This window comes from Pandoraea sp. LA3 (genome assembly GCF_022696215.1).
In the GTDB taxonomy this organism is placed as follows: domain Bacteria; phylum Pseudomonadota; class Gammaproteobacteria; order Burkholderiales; family Burkholderiaceae; genus Pandoraea; species Pandoraea capi.
In genome coordinates, this window is the sequence record NZ_PTPY01000036.1 from 346,218 (window position 1) to 371,731 (window position 25,514).

General features: G+C 64.2%; 19 protein-coding genes and 1 pseudogene. 7 read left to right on the forward strand and 13 right to left on the reverse strand.

Annotated elements, in window-relative coordinates; genetic code table 11:
* The first annotated feature begins 196 nt into the window (after window positions 1-196).
* Both C5N93_RS19980 and C5N93_RS19985 read left to right on the forward strand, forming a co-directional pair.
* The gene (locus C5N93_RS19980; RefSeq protein WP_242560627.1) at window positions 197-1,387 is read left to right on the forward strand and encodes a M20 aminoacylase family protein; all 1,191 of its coding nucleotides are present in this window, start codon (window positions 197-199) and stop codon (window positions 1,385-1,387) included.
* Window positions 1,384-2,715, forward strand: coding sequence for an MFS transporter (locus C5N93_RS19985; protein ID WP_242560628.1), 1,332 nt, complete (start codon window positions 1,384-1,386; stop codon window positions 2,713-2,715). Before C5N93_RS19980 ends, C5N93_RS19985 begins: the two co-directional genes overlap by 4 nt.
* A 94-nt stretch (window positions 2,716-2,809) precedes the next feature.
* Here C5N93_RS19985 and C5N93_RS19990 read toward each other — a convergent pair whose 3' ends face one another.
* From C5N93_RS19990 to C5N93_RS20025, 8 genes are all read right to left on the reverse strand, one after another.
* Window positions 2,810-3,994: an acetyl-CoA C-acyltransferase gene (locus C5N93_RS19990; RefSeq protein WP_242560629.1), complete on the reverse strand. Its 1,185-nt coding sequence runs from the start codon at window positions 3,992-3,994 to the stop codon at window positions 2,810-2,812.
* Window positions 3,995-4,195: 201 nt separating this feature from the next.
* Complete coding sequence (locus tag C5N93_RS19995) at window positions 4,196-5,695, reverse strand: M81 family metallopeptidase (RefSeq protein WP_242560630.1); 1,500 nt, start codon at window positions 5,693-5,695, stop codon at window positions 4,196-4,198.
* Window positions 5,692-6,954 carry a Zn-dependent hydrolase gene (locus C5N93_RS20000; RefSeq protein WP_242560631.1) on the reverse strand — a complete coding sequence of 421 codons (1,263 nt, stop codon included), beginning with the start codon at window positions 6,952-6,954 and terminating at the stop codon, window positions 5,692-5,694. The genes C5N93_RS19995 and C5N93_RS20000 overlap by 4 nt, the downstream gene beginning before the upstream one ends.
* 34 nt (window positions 6,955-6,988) lie before the next feature.
* A complete protein-coding gene (locus C5N93_RS20005) occupies window positions 6,989-7,690 on the reverse strand; it encodes an ABC transporter ATP-binding protein (RefSeq protein ID WP_242560632.1) in 702 nt (233 codons plus the stop codon).
* Window positions 7,687-8,454 (reverse strand): ABC transporter ATP-binding protein, encoded by a 768-nt coding sequence (locus tag C5N93_RS20010; protein ID WP_150720721.1) that lies wholly within the window; start codon window positions 8,452-8,454, stop codon window positions 7,687-7,689. The genes C5N93_RS20005 and C5N93_RS20010 overlap by 4 nt, the downstream gene beginning before the upstream one ends.
* Entirely contained in the window at window positions 8,451-9,449 is a 999-nt protein-coding gene (locus tag C5N93_RS20015) for a branched-chain amino acid ABC transporter permease (protein ID WP_242560633.1), read from the reverse strand. Before C5N93_RS20015 ends, C5N93_RS20010 begins: the two co-directional genes overlap by 4 nt.
* Window positions 9,449-10,306, reverse strand: coding sequence for a branched-chain amino acid ABC transporter permease (locus C5N93_RS20020; RefSeq protein WP_150720723.1), 858 nt, complete (start codon window positions 10,304-10,306; stop codon window positions 9,449-9,451). Before C5N93_RS20020 ends, C5N93_RS20015 begins: the two co-directional genes overlap by 1 nt.
* 253 nt (window positions 10,307-10,559) lie before the next feature.
* Window positions 10,560-11,765, reverse strand: a complete 1,206-nt coding sequence (locus C5N93_RS20025) for an ABC transporter substrate-binding protein (RefSeq protein WP_150720724.1) — start codon at window positions 11,763-11,765, stop codon at window positions 10,560-10,562.
* 218 nt (window positions 11,766-11,983) lie between these two features.
* On the opposite strand from C5N93_RS20025, the pseudogene C5N93_RS20030 reads away from it, so the two are divergent.
* Window positions 11,984-12,766, forward strand: a pseudogene (locus tag C5N93_RS20030) (FadR/GntR family transcriptional regulator); the annotation flags it as partial.
* Window positions 12,767-13,183: 417 nt separating this feature from the next.
* Here the strand turns inward: C5N93_RS20030 and C5N93_RS20035 are convergent.
* The 3 genes from C5N93_RS20035 to C5N93_RS20045 form a co-directional block, all read right to left on the reverse strand.
* Window positions 13,184-13,750 (reverse strand): molybdopterin-dependent oxidoreductase, encoded by a 567-nt coding sequence (locus tag C5N93_RS20035; protein WP_242560634.1) that lies wholly within the window; start codon window positions 13,748-13,750, stop codon window positions 13,184-13,186.
* Between the two features lie 170 nt (window positions 13,751-13,920).
* A complete protein-coding gene (locus C5N93_RS20040) occupies window positions 13,921-17,679 on the reverse strand; it encodes an AAA family ATPase (protein ID WP_242560635.1) in 3,759 nt (1,252 codons plus the stop codon).
* Window positions 17,680-17,973: 294 nt separating this feature from the next.
* Window positions 17,974-19,071, reverse strand: a complete 1,098-nt coding sequence (locus C5N93_RS20045; RefSeq protein WP_242560636.1) for an aliphatic sulfonate ABC transporter substrate-binding protein — start codon at window positions 19,069-19,071, stop codon at window positions 17,974-17,976.
* A 552-nt stretch (window positions 19,072-19,623) separates the two neighbouring features.
* Between C5N93_RS20045 and C5N93_RS20050 the strand changes: the two genes are divergently transcribed.
* Both C5N93_RS20050 and C5N93_RS20055 read left to right on the forward strand, forming a co-directional pair.
* A complete protein-coding gene (locus C5N93_RS20050; RefSeq protein ID WP_242560637.1) occupies window positions 19,624-21,870 on the forward strand; it encodes a TonB-dependent siderophore receptor in 2,247 nt (748 codons plus the stop codon).
* Window positions 21,871-21,933: 63 nt separating this feature from the next.
* Window positions 21,934-22,620, forward strand: coding sequence for a Fe2+-dependent dioxygenase (locus tag C5N93_RS20055; protein ID WP_242560638.1), 687 nt, complete (start codon window positions 21,934-21,936; stop codon window positions 22,618-22,620).
* Window positions 22,621-22,705: 85 nt separating this feature from the next.
* On the opposite strand, the gene C5N93_RS20060 is transcribed toward C5N93_RS20055, so the two are convergent.
* Window positions 22,706-23,275 (reverse strand): periplasmic heavy metal sensor, encoded by a 570-nt coding sequence (locus tag C5N93_RS20060; protein WP_150720730.1) that lies wholly within the window; start codon window positions 23,273-23,275, stop codon window positions 22,706-22,708.
* Window positions 23,276-23,543: 268 nt separating this feature from the next.
* The gene (locus tag C5N93_RS20065) at window positions 23,544-23,951 is read right to left on the reverse strand and encodes a DoxX family protein (protein ID WP_069340553.1); all 408 of its coding nucleotides are present in this window, start codon (window positions 23,949-23,951) and stop codon (window positions 23,544-23,546) included.
* A 366-nt stretch (window positions 23,952-24,317) separates the two neighbouring features.
* On the opposite strand from C5N93_RS20065, the gene C5N93_RS20070 reads away from it, so the two are divergent.
* Both C5N93_RS20070 and C5N93_RS20075 read left to right on the forward strand, forming a co-directional pair.
* Window positions 24,318-24,905, forward strand: a complete 588-nt coding sequence (locus C5N93_RS20070; protein WP_242560639.1) for a hypothetical protein — start codon at window positions 24,318-24,320, stop codon at window positions 24,903-24,905.
* A gap of 197 nt (window positions 24,906-25,102) precedes the next feature.
* Window positions 25,103-25,504 (forward strand): PaaI family thioesterase, encoded by a 402-nt coding sequence (locus tag C5N93_RS20075; protein ID WP_069340555.1) that lies wholly within the window; start codon window positions 25,103-25,105, stop codon window positions 25,502-25,504.
* Window positions 25,505-25,514 lie beyond the last annotated feature (10 nt).

The following is a 25,514-nucleotide window of genomic DNA, read 5'->3' on the forward strand; positions in this document are numbered from 1 at the left end:
GCTCGGGCGAATGGGCTGATTGGTTTGCCAAGTCCTTGAATCGACGTTGGTTTTTTCTGTCGATACAGACATCGTGCCGATAGCCGGATACCCGCAACTGTTGCCTTGAAAGCAACATTCTGACGTGGTTTGCGTCATGGGTGCGAAATTTCGTCGGTGCAATACTCCGCGTTATTCAAAAAGAGAGGAGCCCCCGATGAGCGAGATTCGCTATTGCGAGGTGAGCGATCTGGCCGATGCGCGCGAGCAGTTGGCCGATATTCGTCACCACATCCATCAACACCCCGAACTGTCCTACGAGGAAGTCGACACGTCGCGTTACGTGGCCGAGAAGCTGGAGAGTTGGGGGTATCGGGTCACCCGTAACGTCGGCGGTCACGGCGTGGTGGCCTCGCTCACCGTGGGCACGAGCCCGCGTACGGTCGGCGTGCGTGCCGACATGGACGCGCTGCCGATCCTTGAACAGACGGGACTGGCGTATGCCAGCGTTCATGACGGCAAGATGCATGCGTGCGGCCACGACGGTCATACGACCGTGTTGCTCGGCGCCGCCCAACAACTCGCGAAGACGCGCAACTTCGACGGCACCGTCAATCTGATTTTCCAGCCGGCGGAAGAAGCCGGTTCGAACAGCGGCGCCGAGCAGATGATTGCCGATGGCCTGTTCGAGCGCTTCCCGTGCGAAGCGATCTTCGGGCTGCACAACCATCCGGGCATTGCCACGGGCACGTTCGGTTTCCGTGCCGGCCCGCTCATGGCGGCCTGCGATACCGTCAAGATTCGCATTCACGGCCGTGGCGGTCATGCTGCGCGTCCGCATCTGGCCATCGATCCGGTGATGATCGGCAGCAGCCTCGTGATGGCGCTGCAAACGGTCGTCGCGCGCAACATCGACCCGACCGAAGCCGCCGTGGTGACGGTCGGCACGTTCCACGCGGGTTTCGCGCCGAACGTGATTCCGGAAGAGGCGACGATGGAAATGAGCGTGCGCTCGTTCTCGGCGAAGGTGCGCGCCACGCTCGAAGAGCGCATCCGTGCGCTGGTGAAGTCGCATACCGAAGGGTATGGCGCGAGTGCCGATATCGAGTACATCCGCGGTTATCCGGTGCTCGTGAACAGCGAAGCCGAGACCGAGTTCGCGCACAGCGTGGCGAAAGAGCTGGTCGGTGACGAGCACATCATTGCGCCGTTCCCGCCGATCGCGGGCAGCGAAGACTTTGCGTACTACCTGCAAAAGGTGCCGGGCTGCTTCATCCGCCTCGGTAACGGCGAAGGCCGCCCGATGCTGCACAACGCCAAATACGATTTCAACGACGACAATCTGACCATCGGTGCCGCCTTCTGGACGCGTCTGGTCGAACGCTTTCTTGCCGAGGACCGCGCATGAGCATTGCATCGCAAACCCAATCGCCGTCGTTCGCCGCTGACGGTGCCACGTCGTCGCCAGCGTCGCAAATGTCCGCTGCGCAACAACGCAAGATCGTTTTCGCCGCCGTCATCGGCAACCTGCTGGAGTTCTTCGACTTCACGGTCTACAGCTATTTCGCGCTGACGATCGGCAAGCAGTTCTTCCCGGCGGACGATCCCATCACGTCGTCGCTGCTCGCCTTCGCGGTGTTCGCGGTGGGCTTCGTGATGCGCCCGCTCGGCGGCATCGTGCTGGGTCGCTACGCCGACCGCGCGGGCCGCAAGCCGGCACTCACGCTCACCATCTTGCTGATGGCGGTGGGATCGGCGGCCATTGGTCTGGCGCCGACGTATGCGCAGATCGGTCTCGCGGCGCCGCTGCTGATCGTGAGCGCGCGCCTGCTGCAAGGCTTTGCGCAGGGCGGCGAGTTCGGTGCGGCGACGGCGACGCTGCTGGAAGTGGGCGGCGCGAAGAGCCGTGGCTTCCGCGCGAGCTGGCAGTTGGCAAGCCAGGGCGCAGCCGCCCTGCTCGGTTCGGGTCTGGCGGCAAGCCTCGGCTTCCTGCTCTCGGACGACACCATGCACAGCTGGGGCTGGCGTATCCCGTTCCTGCTGGGCACGCTGATCGCGCCGGTCGGTATCTACCTGCGTCGTCACATTCAGGAAGAGCCGCCGAAGGCGAAGGCTGTCGCCGGTCGCGACGACCCGAAGCGTGGCGTGTACGTGCGTAACTGGTTCCTCACGATCTTCTCGATCGCGGGCATGTCCGTGTCGACGTACGTGATGATGTACTACATGCCGACGTACTGCATTCAGTACCTGGGTCTGCCGCCGAAGATGTCGATGCTCGCGGGCGTGGCTGCCAGCACGATCTCGCTGGTGATGTGCCCGATCTACGGCGCGTGGTCGGACAAGATGGGCAAGCGCAAGCCGCTCACGATGGCCGGACGCGTGGCGCTCATCGTCCTGCTCTACCCGGCGTTCTGGATCATGACGCACTACCCGTCCCTGCCGGTCGTGCTGGCGGCGCTGATCGTGCTGATGTTCTGCTACACGATGGGGTCGGCCCCGGCATATGCGCTGATGCCGGAGAACTTCCCGAAGCATCTGCGTGCCGGTTACATGTCGAGCGCGTATGCGATTTCGGTGTCGGTGTTCGGCGGCACGGCACAGCTCGTCGCGGGCTGGCTGATTCGCGTGACCGGCAACAAGATGGCCCCGGCGTGGTACATGATCGTCTGCGTGGTCGTCTCGCTCATCGCCGTGTCGATGTTCGAAGAAACGGGTAACAAGGTGTTGGACGAGTAACGCGTCGCTCCACCCGGCGGTGCAACGAGAAGGCGGCTCCCGTAAGGGGCCGCTTTTTTGTTTGCGTGAATGACAATGGCCGGGGGCGTTGCCGTCAGAGTCGCTCGAAGATGGCGGCAATTCCCTGCCCGCCACCGATGCACGTCGTGACCAGCGCATAGCGCGCGCCGGTGCGCTGCAACTCGTAGACGGCTTTCGTCACCATGATCGCGCCGGTCGCCCCGACCGGATGACCCAGCGCAATCGCGCCGCCGTTCGGATTGACGCGTGAAGCATCGAGCGCCATCTCCTTCAGAAACGCACCGACCACCGACGCGAAGGCTTCGTTGAGCTCGATCACGCCCATATGGCGAATGTGAAGGTCGGCGCGTTTGAGGACCTCTCGCGTTGCGACGACCGGCCCGATCCCCATTTCCTCCGGCAATACGCCGACGCGCGCATGTGCGATGAGGCGTGCCATCGGACGCAGCCGTCGCCCTTGCGCGTTGCGTGCAGTGGTCATCAGCACCGCGCTCGCTGCGTCGTTGATCCCTGACGCGTTGGCGGCGGTGATCGTGCCGTTCTCGCGTCGAAAGACGGGTTTGCTTTGCGCGAAATCGTCGGCCTCTGGCGTCGCACGCACGCGTTCGTCACGTGTGAACGTTGCCGGCTTGCGTGCGGAGCCGACGTCGACCGGCACGATCTGCGCGTCGAAGTAGCCGGCGCCGATCGCGTGTGCCGCGCGCTGGTGTGACGACAGGGCGATGGCATCCTGCTGCGCACGATCGATGTCGAAACGCGTGGCGATGCGCTCGCCCAGCTCGCCCATATGGACCCCTGTCATCGGGTCGGTAAGACCGCCCATGAGGGAATCGGTCGCGATCACGTCGCCGGGACGCGTGCCGAAGCGATTCGCCGGTAGCAGATAAGGCGCGAGGCTCATGGTTTCGGCGCCGCCGCCAATGGCGGTCTCGGCCTCGCCCGAGTCGATGAACTGGGCCGCGAGCAGCACCGCTTCGAGGCCGGAGCCGCAAAGCCGATTAACCGTCAGTGCACCGGCGCGTGGCGCTACACCGCCGCCGATGGCCGCGCGCCGGGCGAGATACATGTCGCTTGCCGAGGTCTGATGGACGTTGCCGAAGACGACCTGATCGATGGCGTCGCCGACCGTGCCGGTGCGATCCAGCAACGCCTGCACGACGACACTTCCCAGATGCGCGGGCGTCTTCTCGCGCAACGTTCCGCCGAATTCGCCGATAGCGGTGCGAACGGCGTCGATGATGACGATGTCGTGTTGCATACGGTCGCTCCCCCGGACACCGTCGTTCGGGCGCGCGCCGTGTGGCGTCACCCGGGACGGTCTAGGTAGCTTAGGACGCAACCTCCCGCGCATCACCTGACAACGTTGACAGGTCGTGCGCCATCTCAGTACTGATCGAACGTGCCGATCAGCGCTCGCCGACGCCGTGTGCCACGCCAACCCGCGCGTCGGCTCACACGGTCACTCGCCGAACTTCGCTCCCGCATCCAGCGGATACACCGGACGGTTCACGCGCGAGAACGGAAAGAGCGCGTAGTTCGAACTCGTCACGCCGTCGCTGTCGCATTCGACCAGCCCGGCCGAGATCGGGACGAACACGGGGCGGCAGTACATCCGTGACTTGAGCAGCAGGAACCGCTCGCGGTGCGGGTCGAGCCCCACGCACGTGAATACGCCGTGATCCCACGGCTCATGCGTGCGCTCCGTGACGACGATGCGTGCCGGTCCGATATCGAACAACACAGTCCGCCCCATGTAGCAGCGCTGGCCCGTGTAGGTCGGCCCGGAGACGATGTACTCGCCGTCGCTGATCTTGCGCACGATGCCGGTGAGCACCGGCGGTGTCTTCGTGATGCCGAGTTGCGTGAGCGGGCGCTTGTTGCCCACGGCCAGCGTGACCTCGGCCCCCTCGCCTGCGGCGATGAGCGTCGCCACCGCTTCCGGGTCGCACAGCGGGCCGACGCCGATGCCCGTCAGTCCGCCAGCCAGCGCGGCTTCCAGCACGTCCATCGTGTCGCACGTGCCGCCCGACATGCAATTGTCGCTGTGATCGAGCAGCAGCACCGGCTTGTCGGCGCCTTCGGCCAGTTGTCTTGCCTCGGCAATCGAGTCAGCGAGCGGCGCACTGCGGTAGACGAAATCGTCGCGGTCGTCCCAAATTTGTCCGGCGATGCGATCTGCCACCGCCTGTGCACGGGCGACGCCGCCCTCGCCCGCCTCCGCCGTCACCACCACGCTGATGCATGGCGCGGGAATATCGGCGAGCGAAAAGCCGGAGAACACCGAGACGGCAGTGATACCCTCCTCCGTTTCGGCACGCCGTGCGGCATCCAGTGCGCGTTTCATCGCACCGCCATGACTCGTGCTGCGCAACGTATGCACCATCAACGGCGGCTGTTGCCACACGACCGTCGGACGGCGCTTGCCTGCGAGTCGCTCGAACAGCAGACGTCCGGCATGCTCGCCTGTCTCGTACATGTCGATGTGCGGATACGTCTTGAAGCCCACGACGATGTCGGCGTTCGCCACGATCTTCGCGGTGACGTTCGCATGCAGATCGAGGGCGACGGCGATCGGCGTGTGCGGCGCGGCAGCGCGCACGCGTTCGAGCAGGTCGCCCTCGCCGTCGTTGCTGTTCTCCGCCACCATGGCGCCATGCAGGTCGAGCAGGATGGCGTCGACACCTGTGGCGGCTGCCACGATGCGATCACACAGTTCATCGTAGGCGCTCGCCGCCACAGGACCGCTGGGATTCGCCCCGGCCGACACGGGCGTCACCATCTGCGCGCCCGCCGCCTCTGCCAGATCGATGAACGCGGCCATCGCCGTGCGCATGCCCTTGTTGTCGCGATAGGCCTCGGCGTCGTAGGTCGGGCCGTGATTGCCGAAAGCGTCGAGCGGCGTGGGCACCGGCGAGAACGTGTTCGTCTCGTGGTTCATGCGCGCGATCATGACTTTCATGCCGCACCTCCGGCGCGTTGCAGCATGGCTTGCAGCAGCACGTTGCAACCGGCTTCGAGATGCGCCGGATCGGCGTCTTCGATCTCGTTGTGGCTGATGCCGTCCTTGCACGGCACGAAGATCATCGCGGTGGGCGCGACGCGCGCGAGATACACGGCGTCGTGTCCGGCGCCGCTGATGGCGTCCATCGACGAATAGCCGAGCGTCTGGGCACCGGAGCGGATCGCGTCGACGAGCGCCGGTGCGAACGGTTGCGGCGGGAAGTACACGACCTGCTCGATGGCGACATCGATGCCGTCGGCGCTCAACGCCGTGCACTCGGCGCGAAGCTTTGCGTTCAGGGCGTCGAGCGTGGCGTCGTCGGCCGCACGCAGATCGACGGAGAGCTTCACGCGCCCCGGAATGACGTTGCGCGAATTCGGATAGTTATCAAGCCAGCCGACGGTGCCACGGGCATGCGGTGCATGCTCGCACGCGATGCGGTTGACGGTCTGAATCAACTGCGCGGCGGCGAGCAGCGCATCGCGGCGCAGTTCCATCGGCGTGGGACCGGCGTGCGCTTCCATGCCGGTGATGGTCACGTCGTACCAGCGCTGGCCGAGGGCGCCCTGCACGACGCCGATGGTTTTGTCATGCGCTTCGAGCACCGGGCCCTGCTCGATGTGCGCTTCGAAGTACGCGCCTACCGCGCCGGGCTGACCCACGGCCGACGTCGGACCGGCATAACCGATGCTGCCGAGCGCTTCGGCCACGCTCACGCCGTCATGGTCCTTCTGGGCGAGGGCGTGATCCAATGTAAATGCGCCAGCGTAGACGCCGGAGCCCATCATCACCGGCACGAAGCGCGAGCCCTCCTCGTTCGTCCACACAGCGACTTCGAGCGGCGCTTCCGTCACGATGTGGTTGTCGTTGAGCGTGCGCAGCACTTCCAGCCCGGCGAGCACGCCGTAGTTGCCGTCGAACTTGCCGCCGGTCGGCTGCGTGTCGATGTGGCTGCCGGTCATTACGGGCGGCAGCGTATCGTTGTGTCCCGCGCGGCGCGCGAAGATGTTGCCGATGGCATCAATGCGCACCGTGCAGCCGATTTCCTTCGCCCACGCGACGAACAGATCGCGGCCCTGCCGGTCGAGATCCGTCAGCGCCAGACGGCATACGCCGCCCTTTTCCGTCGCACCGATTTGCGCGAGTTGCATGAGGCTGTCCCACAGGCGCGCACCGTCGATGCGCACTGCGGCAGCCGGTTGGTCGAGACGTTCCATGTTCCACTGATCCTTGAGAGTTGCGCCTTATGTCCTACGCCACGCCCACGCCGAGATAACGGTCCTTGACGACCTCGTCGGCGAGAAACGCGGCATTGTCCGCGCCGTACACGATCACGCCCTGCTCGACGATGTAATGCCGGTCGGCAAGCTGCGTGCAGACTTCCAGATTCTGTTCGACGAGCAGGATGGCCACACCCGCCTGCTTGATGAGCTTCAACTGCGCAACGATCTCCTCGACGATCACCGGCGCGAGACCCTCGACCGGTTCGTCGAGCATGAGCAGGCGCGGATGATTCATCAGCGCGCGTCCGATGGCGAGCATCTGCTGTTCGCCCCCGGACAATTGGGCGCCGCCGTTCTTGCGACGCTCCTGCAAGCGCGGAAAGATGCGATAGATGTCGGCCAGTTGCCACGGCGAGTCGCGTCGCGCACCGAGCTTCAGGTTCTCTTCCACGGTGAGCAGCTTGAAGATACCGCGATGCTCGGGCACGAAGCACACCCCGCGCGCCGCGATGCGATGCGCGGGCTGCCCGGCCACCGGCTTGCCCATGAACGTAATGCTGCCCGCCTTGGGCGACACCACGCCGGCGATGGTCTTGAGCGTGGTCGACTTGCCCGCGCCGTTGCGGCCCAGCAGCGTGACGAGTTCGCCGTCGCCGATGTTCAGCGACACGCCTTGCAGGATGTGGCTCTTGCCGTAATAGCTGTGAATGCCAGCGACGTCGAGAATCATGCGCGGCCTCCGGTGATCATGTTGCCGAGATAGGCGGCGCGCACCCGGTCGTCGGCGCGAATGGCGTCGGGCTTGCCTTCGACGAGCACGCGACCCATCTGCATGACGGTGATCGTGTCGGAGATGTCCATCACGATGTTCATGTTGTGCTCGATCAGCACCACGGTGTGATCGTCGCGCAGCCCCCGGATGAGCTGCTTCATGTCGTCGAGATCGTCGATGCCCATGCCGGACGTTGGCTCGTCCAGAAAGATCGCTTTGGGACGTGCGGCGAGCGCCATGCCGACTTCGAGGCGTCGCTGCTGACCGTGCGAGAGCGAGCCTGCGGCGGTGTCGGCATGACGCGTGAGGGCGAGTCGCGTGAGCACGTCGTCCACGACCGAGGCGCACGCGCGCGGCCCGTCGGCCTTGCGCCAGGTCGACAGGGCGTGACGCGGTGTGACGCCGAGCGCAGCGAGTCGCAGGTTCTCACGCACCGACAGGTTCTGGAACAGCGCCGTGACCTGAAACGAGCGGGCGATGCCGCGCTGCACGCGGCGGTAGTCGGCTTCGGTGGTGACGTCGTGTCCGTCGAACATAATGCGTCCGCCGGAGACCGGCACCGTGCCGGTAAGCATGTGAAACAGCGTGGTCTTGCCTGCGCCGTTCGGGCCGATGACGGAATGCACCGTGCGGGGCGCTACGCGCAGGTCGACGCCATGCAGCGCAGTGAACTTGCCGTAGCGTTTGACGATGCCCGAGGCTTCGATGAGAGCGTCGCTCATGTCGGGTCTCCCTGCGTACTCTGTGTGTCCAGTTTGCCGTCGGCCGCGCGGCGTTTGCCCGCGATACGGTGCCAGAGCGTTTCGCCCACGCCCCACAGGCCGCGATGCATGAACAGGCTCACGGCGATCAGCAACAGGCCGAGCAGCAGCAGCCAGCGCGGCCAGAGGGTCGAGAGCCAGTCGGCGGCAAGCACGTAGAACGCGGCACCCAGCACCGATGCGAACAGATTGCCCGTGCCGCCGATCACCGTCATCACGAGGATCATCTCGCTCGTGTGGTACTCGATGTTCGACAGCGGCGCGATGCCCGTCATCAGCGCATGCAGTGCGCCGGCAAGCGCCGTGACCGCGCCGGAGATAGCGAACGCCACGAGCTTGAACGTCTTCACGTGATAGCCGATGGCGGCGGCACGCGTTTCGTTGTCGCGAAGGGCAAGCAGCGTGCGCCCGAACACCGAGTCCGCCACGCGCAGCAACCAGGCGAAGACGATCAGGAAGACGACCGCCACGAAGGTGTAGTACTGCCAGGGCGTGTCGAGCGGGATCAGCGTCTTGCCGCCCAGCGTGAGCGACTTGCGCGGAATATCGAGCAGGCCGTTGTCGCCGCCCGTCCAGTCCGTTGCCGTGTACGCGAGGAAATAGAACATCTGCGCGCAGGCGAGCGTGAGCATCACGAAGTAGGTGCCCTTCTGGCGGATCGCGAAGCTGCCCACGATGGCGGCGATGGCCGCGCCGAGCACGATCGAGGCGACGATCGCGACCGGCATCGGCAGCGACCAGCGCGTGAGCAGAATGCCCAGCGTGTAGCTGCCCAGACCGAAGAAGATGCCTTGTCCGAACGACAGCAGACCCGTGTAGCCGAGCAGCAGGTTGCAGCCGAGCGCCGCGAGCGCGTAGATCAGCACTTCGGTGGCGAGCGTGCCCGACGAGAGCGTGACCGGCAGGATCAGCGTGACGGCAGCGGCAAGCAGCCAAAAACGGTAACGTACCAGCATCATCCCCTCCCGAGCAGGCCGTGCGGGCGCAGGAGAAGCACCGCCGCCATCGCCACGTAAATCATCAGTCGTGCGCCTTCCGGCCAGATCGTGCTCATCAGACTCTGTACGATGCCGATCACGAGACCGCCCACGAGCGCCCCGGCAAAGCTGCCCATGCCGCCGATGACGACCACGACGAACGCAATGCCCAGCGCCTCGATACCCATGAACGGTTCGACGCCGCGAACCGGCGCCGCCAGTACCCCGGCCAGTGCCGCCGTGCCTGCGCCCAGCGCGAAAGCGAAACTGAACACGCGAAACACGTTGATGCCGAGCAGCGAGACCATTTCCGACGACTCGCTGCCCGCGCGCACTGCGCTGCCCAGTCGCGTGCCTTCGAGCAGCCACCACAGCACCACTGCGAAGACAGCCGTGAAGCCGATGAGGAAAAGACGGTACTTCGGATAGATGAAGCTGCCCCACATGACCACGCCGTCGAGGATTTCCGGCACGGCGACGTTATCACCGAGCGGCCCCCACACGATGATCACCAGTTCCTGCACGACCAGCGCAAGGCCCACGGTGACGAGGATGTGGAACTCATGCGCCTTCTCGTAGATATGCGAGAGCAGCACTTTCTCTGCGATCCACGCGAGCGCGCCCACGACGATCGGGCACACGATGAGCGCAAGCCAGAACGACATGCCCCATTGCAGCGCCTGATAGCAGAAGTAAGCACCGAGAAGATAGAAGGCGCCGTGCGCGAAGTTCACGAAGCGCAGCAGGCCGAAGATGATCGACAGGCCGACGGCGAGCAGGAAGTACAACATCCCGATCCCGACGCCGTTGATGACTTGCAACAGATAGACGTTCATGCGCGTCCCGGAGAGCTTGGGTGCAGACGTGGAACACCTTGCGCCGTACGACTCACGTCGCACGGCACAGACGACACATGCGGGGACCACGCAACGTGTCCCCGCGAGCGACAAACGACCGAACCGCCGACACTTTGTCTTATTGCGTAGCGCGTACGGGTGAGCGTCGCGCTACGTGATCCGATGAGGTCTTGTATCGGCCTCGTAACAGTGCCGGTGCTTCAGTACTTCAGTACTTCAGTACTTCAGTACTTCAGGCCATCTTGCACTCGGTCTTGTCGAGCGGCAAGAACGACTTCCCGGCGTTGACGATGTCGGCGTAATCGTCGGCGTTCTTCATCTTCGACTTCGCCTTGCCCTTGAGCAGATAGTAGTTCTTGAGCACCTGATGGTCGCCCTTGCGGATCTCTTCCGGTCCGGTGAGCCCGTCGTACTTCATGCCTTCCATGGCGGCGATGACCGCCTTCGGATCGGCGCTGCCCGCCTTGATCATGCCGTCGAGCATGAGCTTGGTGCAGATGTACGACCCGGCAAGGCTGTAGTTCGGGTTCTGCTTGAATCGTTCCTGCGTGCGCTTGACCAGATCGAGGTTGAGCGGCGAGGCCACGGCATGCCAGTATTGCGCGCCGAAGTACACGCCGTCGCACAGGTCGGCGCCAAGCGTCTCGAACTGTTCCAGCCCGGACGCCCAGGCCATCAGGATCGTGCAGTTCTTCTTCATGCCGAAGCTCACCGCCTGACGCAGCGTGTCGGACGATTGCGAGCCGAAGTTCAGGATCAGCAGCACGTCCGGCTTCGCGGCAGCGGCGTTCGTGAGATAGCCTGAGAATTCCTTTTCCGTGAGCGAGTGGTAGCTGTTGCCCACGTGCTCGATGCCCTTTTCCTTGAAGATGTTCTTCGCGGCGGTGAGCAGCCCTTCGCCGAATACGTACTGCGGCGTGATGGTGTACCAGCGCTTGGCCTTGGGCATCGATTCGATGAGCGGACGCACCGTCTGTTCGATCGCACCAAAGGTCGGCACCGACCAGCGGAACGTAGACGGGTTGCAATCCTTGCCCGTGATTTCGTCGGCGCCTGCCGTGGTGATGAAGATGCCGCCGGCTTTCTCGGCTTCCTTGCCCATGGCAAGCGCCTCCGACGACAGAATGCCGCCGGCGAAGAAGCGAGCGCCCTTTTGCTGCGCGATTTCCTGCACGCGGCGGATCGCCGTGGCGGGCTTACCTTCGGTGTCCAGCGTGGTGTAGGCAAGCGGTCGGCCGAGTACCTTGCCGTACTGCTCGACGATGAGTTTCATGCCGAGGTCGGCAAACTTGCCGTTGGCGGCGAACGGCCCCGACATGGGCACCGGACACGCCAGTTGAATGGCTCCGGTGCTTTGCGCGAACACGTCGCGAGCGGAGAACAGGGAGCCAGGCAGAGACGCCGCGGCGGCGAGCTTCAACAGTTCACGACGATTCAATTGGATCTCCATGCGGGGGAGGAATCGGACCTTATCCCTATCCGTCATATTTATCATGATAAATAGGATGGATTTGATCGTAGGTATAATGGTTTTTCGTGTCAATCGGAAAAAATTCCGATCGGGCGTGTCCGTACCGCGCTGTTGTACTTCAAGTATTACGCGGGTTTACGCGGATTTCGCACGACACCCGTCCGAACCGACTTCTGAGGCGCCACATGGCATTGGATGCGCAAACGGTGCGAGAACCGTTGGAAATCAAACAACAAAAACGTGGCGATCTGGTTGCGGAAGCCATCAAGCGTCTGATCACGGAAGGCAACCTGTTGCCCGGCGATCGGCTGCCACGCGAAGTCGAGTTGCAGCAGATGTTCGGCGTGTCGAAGAGCACGATTCGCGAAGCGCTCAAGTCGCTCGAAGTGCAGGGGCTCATCAAGGTGAGCACCGGACCGTCTGGTGGCGGCATGGTCGTGGAGGTGCCGCTGGAGCGCACGTTCCAGCTCTTGCAGAACTATCTCTTCTTCAAGGAAGTCAGCATCGACGACATCTATACGGTGCGTCAGTTGCTGGAACCGGAGCTGGCCGCCGGTGCCGTGCCGCATCTGACCGAGGCGGACTTTGCGGCGTTGGAGAACAACATGTCGTGTTGCAGTCCGGCGTCGCACGATCGCCGCGAGTTGCTGCGCCAGCGTCAGGCGGACGTCGACTTTCACGACATTCTTGCCGCCGCCAATCCCAACAGTTTCCTGCGCTTCACCTGCGAACTCGTCAACGAGATGATTCGCCAACTGATCGTGTTCGGTAACGAGACACCGCGTCGCGAACACGAGAAGTTCGGCACGGCGAACGTCAACATTCATCGTCAGATTACCGATGCGGCGCGTGCCGGTGATGTCGCGCGCGTGCGTGAACTCATGCACTTCCACATGCAGGAAGCGCGCACCTATATCAAGCGCATGAACGGGAAACTGCGCGGGCGTCTGATTCTCGATTCGGATATCGCCGACATGCAGCAGCGCGTGCGTTCGCAACTCGGCGCGAATGCGTCGCCGGTGTCGCGTCGGAAGGCGCCCGCGAAGGTCGCGGCGCAGGACGACGCGGCGACGCCCAGGCGCGGCACGCGCAAGGCGACCGACGCGCATGAAACCTCGGGCGAAAGTCGCCGGAAACCGGCCGCGACGAAGACGTCCGCCGAAGGGAAGTCGAGTCGGGCGACCCCGGGGAAGGCGACCAAGGTAACGAAGGCGACGAAGGCAGCGGCAACGAAGACAGCGTCGGCCAGACGGGTTGAAACGTCGACGCCTTCGGCCACCCCGCGCAAGCGGCGTGCGCCGTCAGCCTGATCGGATTCGCACCGACGAAGTCACGACGACGGCTTAAGGCCGCCGTTCACCGACCCCTGGGTGAAGTCGGCGTCGTCAGAAGGCCGGGGGTTCTGCCAGATGGACGGTAAGCCGCTTGAGTGCACGCACCTGACGCAGCGCCACGCGCAGATCGCACGTCGAAATCAGGCCGATGCCGCCTTCGTCGTCGCCCAGCGGCTGTCCGTCACGCTCGTAGACGATTAGCGCACCGACGCCAATCGGTGTGTTGTACAACTCATGCCACGAGAACATGACGGTGTAGCCGTCAGCGCCTTGTGCCAGCACATAGGCTCGCGTGAAGTCGCGCGCCTGTGGCAGACGCCATTGCGCGACATCGAGCAACGCGGTCAGTCGTACGCCCTTGTAGTCGCTTGCGCTGCGCACTTTGCGGCCCGACAGGCAGACGACATCGAGCGGACCGGTCAGTTGCGTCGGCAAGCGCATGAGCGCACACAGATCGAAGGAGTGGCGACGTTTGACGGCGCCGGAGACGATGACTTCGCGTGATGTGAGCGGCGGTGTAACGAGCGAGGCGGATGACGTCGCAGGGCTCACGAGTGTGAGCGGCACGCCGTTGGCGGTGAGGCGGGCATCCGACGCGCGCAGAGGGTCGATGGACATGGTGGATTCGGTATGTCGGCCTGGGGGAGCCGGTCGCCTCAATATAGCGGCCGGACTTCGGGCGGACATACGAAGTGCCTGATAGCGGCTATTCACGCGGCCTGAGACGGCGTCGCATAGGCACTGGCTTGCCGATATTCCTGATTGGTCGGCAAGCCAGTGTGTCGCGTCTAGCTGCCGTAGCGCGCCGTGCGGGTGTTACGCGCGGCGACTTCGGCCAGCGTGGCGCGAGCTTCCTGAACGTCGGCGAGCGTCTCGCCGCCTTGCAGGGCGTCGAGGGCGTCGCGCAGCACGGACATGCATTCGGCGTCGCTCAGGCTGTCCGGTGAATTGACACCGCCCAGCCGCAGCAAGCTGTGCGCGGCACGCAGCGTGAGCATCGGCGACGCCTGCGCACGCGCGACCTGCAAGGCGTGTTCGAGCCACGGACGTACGGCATCGTCAGGATGATGGCCCGCGCGCAGGAAGTCGCCCTTCTGACGCAGGAACTCGGCTTGCCAGTGTCCATCGTTGCGCCGCGCCGACAAATGCGCGCCGCGCTCCGCAGCATGCAGGCCGAGGGCGATGTCGCCCGTGCCCGCACACGCTTCGACGAGCAGGCCGAAGAACATGCCTTCGACACCCCCCATGATTTCGCTCAGACGGCCAACGCTGTCGGTGATGCGCTCCAGTCCGTTCACGTCGCCACGCGAGGCGATCGCCCAGCCGCGAATCGTCTGGCCTGCGAGCGCCCACAGGGCAACACCGGTCTCAGAAGCCACTTCGGTCGCTTCGCTCGCCAGCGCTTCGGCCGGCGCGACTTCGCGACGCAGGCGTCGCAGCATCGCCGCGAACACCAGCGCGAAGGCGAAGGAATAGCGGCGGCCTTGCTGACGTCCCAGCGCCAGGGCGTCTTCGCTGGCGGCGAGCGACGCGTCGTGGCGTCCCGTGAACCAGTAAGCCCACGACAGGAACGACAGACCGGTGATGCGCGCGTCTTCGCCAAGGCCGGTGTCTGCCCGCTCGGGACGGTAGTGCGCGAGCCCGGTCTCCAGCGCGGCAATGGCGCCGCCGAAATCGCCGTGACAGCACAGACTGTTGCCCAGCGCGTAATAGGCGTGTGCGAGCAGCGGTGACGAGCCGGCCTGTTCCGCAATGAGGATGAGCTTGCGCGCGAGATCGATGCTGCGCTCGAAGTCGCTCCACGAACTGGAGCCGAGCCACAGCCCCCAGTAGACAGGGAAGAGCGTGATGTCGTCGCCCATCGGCTGCGCGAGCGCCAGCGCGGTCTCGAAGTTGTGACGCGCCGGTTCCGAACCATAGCCGTGCAGCGAGACGAGCGGCACGCCCATCGCCATGCGCAGTTGCAGTTCGCGCGGGGCGGTCTGGGCGCTGGTGCCGGTCTGACGCAACACATCGAGCGCGCTTTGATAATGCGCGCACGCTTCACGAAACGCCTGCCGTCCCGTCGCATACTCGCCTGCGAGACGATAGTGCTCGATGGCGGCGTCCGGTTCGTCGGCCTGACGGAAGTGCCACGCGAGCACTTCGGGTTCGGTCTGCACCGAGTCGTGGTCGCGCATCGCCAGCGCGATACGACGGTGCGCGTCCTGCCGGCGCTCTTGCGGCTGTGCGTCGTAAGCGGCCTTGTGCAGCAGCGCGTGACGGAAGACGTAACGTCCGAGATCCTGACGCTGCACGAGGGCGCAGGCGACGAGCGTGTCGAGCGAGCGCTCCACGAGCGCCATCGAACGACCGCTCGCGGCGGCCAGCAACTCGGCGTGGAACTCGTGACCTAGGCAGGACGCGAAGTGCGCGACCGGCTTGGCGCTGCCCGCAGCGTCGATGCGCGCCATCATCAGTTCCTGAAGGCTCGCGGGCATCGGCATGGCCGTCGCGGCACTGCGTCCGCCTTGCTGCGCCGCCGTGGCTCGCGCCAGCTCCTGAAGGAACAGCGGCACGCCTTCGGCCAGATGCACGATGCGCTCGCGCATGGCGGCGGGCAGGGCTACGCGAGGCGTTGCCGCGCGCACGATGGACGCGGCGGCGCCCGGGTCGAGCGGCGCGAGGTCGATGCGCCGCAAGCCTACGGTGTGCCGCCACGGCAACTCGAATTCGGGGCGCGCGCCCACGATCAGCAGACGTCCGCCCGGGGCGTTCTCGGCCATCGTCGCGAGCAATTCCTGCGTGGACGGATCGGCCCAGTGCGCGTCGTCGAGCGCGATGACACCGCCGTCCGGCAGCAACGATGCGAGCAATGTCGGCGCTTCGTTAAGTACCGCCTGCTTCCACGCGTGAGGCACGTTGCCGTCGGCATGCATGTCGAACAGGGCGCGCAGACGACGATGGGCGAGCAGGGCGGGTTGGGGAAGCTGCGAAGCCTCCGCGGTCGATTGCGAGCGCAGCCAGCGGGCAATCGGATGGAACGGGGTGCCGGCGCCGTCTTGCGCGCAGGCGAGATCGATGGAGCGCAACCCGCGCGCCTCGACGAAGTGACGCACCAGTGCCGTCTTCCCGATGCCGGCTTCGCCGATCACGAGGGCGAGCACACCGTGGCCGGTGCTCGCGTCGCGCATCGCCGCGTGGGCGGCGGCGAGTTCGGCGAGGGCGGCGTCGCGCCCGAAGAGCATGGCGGCGCGGCGGCGCGAACGACGCTCGGGCGTGGGATCGGGATTGACGCGGAACACAGGAATTTCGCGATTGCCGTGACGCTCGCGCACGCTGCCGTGCGCCGTCGTCGCGATGGCAACGCCGATGAGGCGCTGCGTGGCGTCGCAGATTACGACTTCGCCGGGCAAGGCCATATCGGCGAGTTGCGTGGCGGAGCGCGAGACCCGTCCGCCGGTGTCGGGACTATCGTCTGCCGCCGAGCTGATGACGAGTCCGGTGTGAACGCCCACACCGATGCCCACGCGTACGGTGTTCGCCTGCGCGCAACGCATGGCGGCTTCGACGGCGTGACGTCCCGCGCCTTCCAGTGCGGTCGGGTAGCCGAAGTAGCCGAGCAGGCCGCCGGTCGGCGTGCGCAGGGTGTAGCCCCACGACTGACGCAGGATCGTTTCGCACTGCACGAGGGGCGGGCGCATCATCGCCACGAGCTGATCGGGATCGTCGACGCCGGCCGGCGCGAACTCGATGGCCACGACCGTGATCTGGCGACGCTCGGGGCCCGTTGCGCGCTGTTCGATGCGTGCGGGCGGCGTTTCGAGCAATTGCGTGAGCGCTTCGCCGGGCAACTCGCCGAGTTCTTCATGGAGGATGTCGCACAGCCGCCGGTATTCGGTTTCGGCGTCGTCGCGACGCCCGGCGCGCAGCAACAGCGCGAGCAGGCAATGCCACCCGGTTTCGTCGAACGGCGCCAGTGCCACGAGTTGACGCGCATGCGCGAGCGCCTGATCGAGGTCGCCGAGTCGCGCGTAGCCGTCGGCCAGCAAGCGTTCGCCGAAGACACGGCGGCGCTGGTATTCGTCGCGCTGCAACTCGATCCACTGTTCGAGATCGGGCGTGTCGCGCACGGACAGACCATGCAGGAACGGCCCCTGATAGAGCGCGACGGCGTCGGCCAGATGTTGCAGATGCGCGGCGAGATCCAGACCGGTGACGCCGTCGAGCGTGCGATGGGCCTGCTCGATCATGCTGGCGAACACGTGGGCGTCGATCCAGAGCCCGGTCTCGGGGCGCAGACGCACGACCTGACGGTCGGATTCGAAGAGCTCGTCGCCGAGGGTGTCGCGCAGATGGAACAGCATGCGCTTGAGCTTGTCGCGTCCGCCCTGGCCGTCTTCGTCGGGCCAGAACAGGTCGGCCAGCGCGCCGCGCGTGTGATAGCCCGGTTGCAGGGCGAGATAGGCGAGCAGGCCGCGCGCTTTCGTGTACTTCACGGCGCAGGCCTGTTTGCCTTGTTCGACCCGCATCGGTCCGAGCAGGTAGAGCGATCTGTTGGCTTGCATTGTCCCTGGACGGCAAATAAGCAAAACCGGCGGGCCTCGCGGGCGTTCGCCGGTGTTGCGAATTTCATGATGTCATCGCGTCAGATCGACGCGCCCGAAGCGCCCGCGTGACAGTCGATGCTGCCGTCGGGAACCGGATCGCGACCCAGCTGGCGAGACGCCAAGGCCGTTCCGGGGGGGCTCCGGCCGAATGCTTTAGGTATTACATACGGAAGTATAAACAGGAGTATGAAATCCGTCGGAAATACCTTCAAAAATCATCCGTGATTACCCGCAGGAAAAATAGCGTGCCGATCAGGCCGGCGCTTGCCAGATCGCCGCATCGGCCGCGTCGACGCGTTTGGGCAACAGCCCCGCCTGCGTGAAGACGTCGGCGATGCGCTGCTGTTCGGTGATGGCGTCGCGCACTACCGGCTGCACGTCGTAGCTGCGTCGCTTGTTGGCGGCTTCGACGGTAGCGGCGTCCAAGCCCCACACCGGTGCGAGTTGTGCCGCCGCTTCGCGTGGGTTGGTGCGTACCCACTGACCCGTCTCGCGCAACACGCGATAGACCTCGCGCAGCACGGCGTCATGGTCGCGCGCGAAGGCCGGCGTGGCGAGGTAGTAACGCTGATAGCCCGCGAGGCCGCGTGCCGTGGTCAGCGTGCGCACCTTGTCCTGACGCTCCACGCTGGCCACGAACGGATCCCACGTCACCCAGGCGTCGACGTTGCCGCTCGCGAAGGCGGCGCGTCCGTCGGCCGGGGTGAGATAGGCGGGCTGCACGTCGTTGATTCGCAGACCAACGCTTTGCAAGGCCGCGATGAGCAGATAGTGCACGCCCGCGCCCTTCGTCACGGCGATGCGTTTGCCTTTGAGCTCCGAGAGCGTTTTGATGGGTGAATTCTGCGGCACCAGAATCGCCTCGGCGTCCGGCGACGGTGTTTCGCGCGCGACGTAGGCAATGCGCGCGCCGGCGGCCTGTGCGAACACCGGCACCGTGTCGGCGACGTCTGCCGAGAAGTCGATGCTGCCCACGTTGAGCGCTTCGAGCAGCGGCAGTCCGCTGGTGAATTCGTGCCACGTGAGCGTGACGCCCAACGGGGCGAGCGCCTGTGCCAGCGTGCCGCGTGTCTTGGCGAGCACGGTCAGCGTCGACGACTTCTGATAGCCGATGCGCAGGGTGAGCGGTGCGCCTGCCGCGCGGGCTTCGCGGCTGTGGGTCAGGGCGCCGGCAATGCCCAGCGCGCCGAGCGAGTGAAGTGCGCCTCCTGCGAGCACGGCTGTGCCTGTGCGCCGGAGAAAGCGTCGGCGGGAGACGTCTTGCGGATCGGCGCTATCGGCATCATCGGCGACGACGGAGGACGGTGACTGAGCAGGCGTGAAGGAGACGGAGTCGGGCTGGCGGGTCATGAGCGAGGCGAGGTGACGACGATGGCCGAAGGATTCGGAAGAACTCGCCTTGTATCGCGATGTCCCGCCCCGGCGCCAATAAGCGATCCGACTTTGCATAGCGAGACGGCCGTCATATGGATATTCGTTTTGCCGTGTCACGCAGCCAATCGGCCGGTCTCGGTCCATCTCGCGATTCACACTTCTCCCAACGCCCGCAACCCCTCGATATCGACAGTCGAAACCGGCGCGTGTCGCTAAAAATCGCCCGGATGGCCGAAAGTTCCCCGACCGTTGCGTTCGTGCCCTTGGGGAAAACCCGCATATCGATGTGCCGAATCCGGGTAATAGCGATTCGATGTCGACAAAACAATTCGAATGCTTTCATCGCCTTACCGCACGCACGCACCATTTAGGTGCTGATGTGTTACGACGTATTACAAAATGTCTTGAGAATTCATGAGGTTACCGTCGTGTGGGTATCTTGTAATGAAAATCATTCCTATTTATATTCGCGCCCCAGATTGTTCCCCATGCATTTCCGCTCATTCCGTTAGGACGCTCCTGAACATCATGATGCAACGCAAGCCGCTGGCTCTGGCGATGATGGCGCTCTTCGCCGCGCCGCTCGCCGTTACCTATGCCTCACCCGCGATGGCGCAGAGCACCGCGCCCAATGCTGCCGCAACGCCGGATGCCAAATCTGCGGGTTCCGCTGCTGCGCCTGCCGCACCGGCCGCAGCGTTGCCGCAGACCGACGTCTCGGGGGCCTCGATTCGCGAGGAGTATCAACGCGACATATCGAGCGTTGGCGGCAAGGTGCCCACGGCGATTCGCGACATTCCGCAATCGGTGACGGTCATCGACAAGGCGGTGATGCAGGCACAGGGCGCCACGTCGTTCTCCGACGCGTTGCGCAACTCGCCGGCCATCACGCTCGGCGGCGCGGAGGGCGGTCAGATCGGCAACAACATCAACCTGCGAGGCTTCTCGGCGCGTACCGACATCTATCTCGACGGCTTCCGCGATCGCGGTCAGTACTATCGCGATACGTTCTATCTCGACTCCATCGAAGTGCTCGAAGGCCCGTCGTCGATGCTCTTCGGTCGCGGCTCGACCGGCGGCGTGATCAATCAGGTGAGCAAGCAGGCCAACCTCAAGCCGCTCAACGAAGTCTCCGGCACCATCGGCACCAATGACCGCTATCGCGGTTCGTTCGACTTCAACCGTCCGCTCTCGGATACCGCCGCCTTCCGTATCAACGGCTTCGCGCAGGACATTCACACCACGCGCGACGTCATGTACAACCAGGACTGGGGCGTCGCGCCGACGCTCAAGCTCGGTATCGGTACCCCCACGGAAATCACGCTCTCCGCGCTCATCGAACATAACCGCGACATGCCGGACTACGGCATCGTCGGCTACAACGGCAACCCGCTGCCGGTCTCGAAGAACCAGTTCTACGGCCTGACGACCGACCGCACGGTGCAGGATGTGCTGAGTGTTTCGGCCAAGATCAAGCACAGGGTCGACGACAGCCTGACGATCACCAACCAGACGCAATACAGCCGCTATGTGATCGACGCCATCGAAACATCGTCGCACGCGGTCGGAATTTCCAACGGCAAGGGCGGCTTCACGGCGCTCCCGGTGGGGCCCACGGCAGGCATTCCGTCGTACTCGCTCGATCAGTTGTTCGTGCAGTTGCAAAGTCATGACCGTCAGATCACCGACACCGCGCTGTTCAACCAGACCGACATCGTGAAGAAGTTCGATACCGGGCCGTTCAAGCACACGCTGATCGCCGGGGCGGAACTCGGTCGGGACACATATGAGAACCAGACGTACCTGCGCACCGGCGCCGGTCAGGCGTCTGGCTTCCTCGGCTGGATTCCTGCCAACAGCACGGCGTACTTGTCGAGCCTGCCGAACGTGACGACGTCCACCGGCAACCTCGCGCAGGGGTCGGCGGAGACGGTCGCGTTCTACGCGAACGACACGCTTGAGCTCAACAAGCACTGGAAGGTCGTGGGCGGGCTGCGCTGGGATCGCTACAAGGCGCAGTTGTCGAACAGCATCAGCGCGCCGGGTTATTCGACGCAGACCGTCAGTTACACGAGCGTTCGTACCGGTCTGATCTATCAGCCGAGCGAGGCGCAGTCGTACTACTTCTCGTACGGCACGTCGTTCAACCCGTCGCTCGAAGCGCTGACCGTCACGAACAATACGCAGGCGTTGCCGCCGGAGACGAACGAGTCGTTCGAGGTCGGCAGCAAGTGGAATCTGTTCGACGACAACCTCTCGATCAACACCGCGCTGTTCCAGGTGACGAAGAACAACGCGCGCACGCAAACCGGTACCTCGGGTGAATTCACGAACGCGGGCAAGGTGCGCATTCGTGGCGCGGAAGTGAGCGCCACGGGCCACATCACGTCGAACTGGCAAGTGATGGGCGGCTACATGTTCCTGAATTCGCAGGTCGTGCAGGCGAACGACGGTACGCAGGGCAATGTGCTCGCCAACACCCCGCGTCACTCGCTGACGCTGTGGTCGACGTACACGCTGGGGCATTGGGAAGTGGGCGGCGGCATGAACTACATGTCGATGCGTTACGCGGCGAACACGAACCTGATTCGGGTCGGCGGCTACACCCGCTGGGACGCCACGGTGGCGTATCATCAGCCCAAGTACGACATTCGTTTCAACCTGCTCAACGTCTTCAACAAGACGTATTGGGACGGGCTGATTCAGTCGGACGGTGGCCGTGCCACGCCGGGGATCGGACGTACGGCGTTGCTCACGGGCACTTATCGTTTCTGATTGCTTCCGACCGTTTCTGACGTCGTTTCCGATACGGCTTCCGCTCTCGAAGGACACCCGCCGATGCTGCTGCGCATACCCAACGTTCTCTCCGTCGATCAGGTGCGATGGGTTCGCGCGAAACTCGACAACGCGGGCGACGCCTGGGTCGACGGGCTGGCCACGGCGGGCTATCAGGGCGCGCCCGTCAAACAGAACCAGCAGATCGATGAACGCTCGGCCGTCGCGCGCGAGTTGGGCGACGTGATTCTTGGCGCGCTGGAGCGTAATCCGTTGTTCATCAGCGCTGCGCTGCCGAACAAGGTCTACGCGCCGATGTTCAACCGCTACGGCGAAGGCATGCACTTCGGCAATCATGTGGATGGCGCGATTCGTCTGCAACCGGGCAGCGGCATGCGCATTCGCACGGACATCTCGGCGACGCTGTTTCTTGCGTCTGCCGAGGAGTACGACGGCGGCGAACTCGTCATCGAGGATCAGTACGGCGCGCATCAGGTCAAGCTGACGGCGGGCGACATGGTGCTGTATCCGGCGACGAGTCTGCATCGCGTCAATCCGATCACGCGTGGCGTGCGCGTCGGCTGTTTCTTCTGGGTGCAGAGTCTGGTGCGCGACGACACGCAGCGCACGCTGCTCTTCGACATGGACAATGCGATCCAGCGGTTGAATTCGACCGATGCGGACGAGATGGCGCGTCGCACGCTCGTCGGTTGTTATCACAACCTGCTGCGGGTCTGGAGCGAGACCTGAACGAAAAAAACGCCCGCCCCCGGTGAGGGGGACGGGCGTTCCACAACATGCCGGGCAGGCGTGCCCGGCGGCGCTGGCCTCGCGCTTATTGTGCCTGGCCGGCTGGTGCCGGTGCCGGGGTCGGCGCCGGTGCACCCTTGTGCATCTGGCCACGATGCTGCATCGCCTTGTCGTGCCACGCCTTCATCTTGGTCCAGCGCGCTTTGATGGCATTGCTGACGATCGTCTTCTGATCGTTGTTCAGGCCGTTATAGACATTCAGCCATGCATCTTCGGTCTGGCTGCGAAGCTGGCGGTTCTGATCGAATACCTTCTCGCGCGCGGCACGCATGCCGGCCAGATCCAGCACCTGCTGGTCCTTCGTCTGCGCGATCATCTGACGGAATTGCTCGCCGTTCTTGCGCATGGCGTCGCGATTCTGTTTCGAGGTCGCGACCGCCTGTTGCCAGGCTTGCTCCTGCTGGGCGTTGAGCTTCAGTTGATCGTGCAGTTTGCTGATGTTACCCAGCCCCCAGGGGCCGTGGTCGCCGCGCATGTGGTGCATGGCAGCGTGCGGTCCGGTGGCCGGCGCAGGGGCGTCTGCGGCATGGGCGACGCCGAACATCGCGGTGGCGGCAACGATGGCCGACGCGGCGGCGATCTTCAGTTTGCGCATGGTGTTCACTCCTTTCGATACTGCCGGAATTGGCAGTTTCAGAGTAAGTCACCAGCCAGCCTAACAAGTTGCAAAGTGCAACGGCTGTATTACCCCACGTTACCAGCGCCCGCGTTCGCAACATTCGGAAACGACTCGGTCCGCCTTGCGTCCATTTCCGACGCGTAGCGGGCCGCATGACAATCGCACGACACGGCGTACGACGATCAGTTCCCCCGGTTCCTCTCCGTACCTTTCATGGCAGAGAGATCGGGCAGGGCGGGGCGCATCAGTCCCACGCGCCGCGTCCGCCCGACACGCTGTAGCGACCCGCGCCGAACAGGATCACGCACAGGCCCATGAACAGATAGAAGCCCTGCAATTCCAGCGCCCAGCCGCCGGTCTTCGACAGATCGCCCAGTTGGCTCAGGTGAACCAGCGAGAAGGCGACGAGCATGTTGCCCACGACGAGCAGGCCGCCCAGGCGGGTGAGCACGCCGAGAATCAGCAGCACCGGTGCGAGCACTTCACCCAGATAGGCACCGTAGGCGAGAAACGACGGCAGACCGTGCGACGTGATCATGCCCTCGATAAAGCCCACACCGTTGATGACTTTGCTGACGCCGTGAAACAGCAGCAGGATACCGAGGGTAAGACGCAGGATCAGTTTGCCGAGATCGTCTCTGGTGCTCTGCATGGTGAAGGCTCCTTCTTGACTCGCGTGTTCGCGTAAGGGGGCTGACGGATTCTAAAGTGGCGCGCTTATCCGTCCAGACGGACAGGGCGTGCCGGCCAAATGGGCACCACTGTATCAAATCGTTACGGCGCTGTCTGCGGGTGCCCCAATGATTTCATGGACATAGCGTCGGAGGCCCATCCCAACGCGATTACAAGCCGTTACTTTTCGGACTGCCGCGTTACACGACGGCTGTCGGCGGGCGGCTCGCCGGCTTCGTTAATCCGCATAAGGACGCAGCAAATTCGCCGGCAATCCCGCCGGCAGGCTCGGTCCCCGTCGAATCTCCGACACCGCTTAATCGCCAAAAGACATAAGGATTCCATCATGAACGTCCGTAAAACCCTGATCCTGAGCGCTGTGACCCTGGCCTTCGGTGGTGTGTTCGCTTCGCAGGCGTTCGCACAGAGCCCCGCGACCGAAACGTCGCGCGACATCAATCAGCAGCAGCGCATCGAGAACGGTCTGAAGAGCGGCCAGTTGACCACCAAAGAGGCATCGAACCTGGAGAAGGGCGAAGCGAAGATCGACAAGATGCAGGCGCACGCCGACAAGACCGGCGACACCGCGGCGCAGAAGGCCCGTATCGCCAATGCGCAAAACAAGGAGAGCGCGAAGATCGAACAGCTCAAGCACAACGATCGCGTGGCGAACCCGACGTCGAAGTCGTCCGAGCGTTTGCAGTCCGATGTACAACGCAACGTGAATCAGGAAAAGCGTATCGCGCAAGGTCAGGCCGCGGGCACGTTGAACAACAAGCAGGTCGGCAGTCTCGAAAAAGGGCAGGCCCATGTCGACGCCGCCGAGGCCAACGCGGCGAAGAACGGACACGTGGGCGCGGGCGAGCAGGCCGGGGTTCAGCATCGTGAGAACAAGCAGAGCCAGCGCATTCATCAGGACAAGACCAACGGCTAAGCGTTCGGTATTGACCCTCCCTTCGTAGTTCCCAGCGCCACCCGCCGACCGGGTGGCGCTGTTGTTTTGCGGCTATCATCGGCGTCACGACGCAGCGCGTTTGAAGTACCGCTGACATGTTCACCAGACATGTGCCGGTGCTCGGCGTTTGCTGCAACGGGCAACGATAACGTCAGAACGGTGGAGGATGGATCAGGATGGAGCTGGTGCAAGCACAGAAGATGCTCGAAGAACTCGTCTCGCCATGGGTGCGGCAGTTGAATCTCCAGATCGAGGCGGTCGGGCCGGAGGAAAGTGAGTTGCGGCTGCCGTTCGACGCGGCATTCAAGCACGGCGGCGGCGTGATCTGCGGGCAGACGTTCATGGCCGTGGCCGATACCGCGATGGTGGTGGCGCTGTCCGCCGCGCTCGGCGGCTTCCAGCCGATGACGACCGTCACGCTCAACACGCAGTTCATGCGGCCTGTGACGGACGGCGATCTGCGCGTGATCGCGAGAATTCTGCGTCGCGGCAAGAATCTGGTATTCGGCGAGATCGAGATTTTCGATGCGCAGGGCAAGATGGCCGTGCACGCGACCACGACCTACGCGTTGCTCTGAGCACGCATTA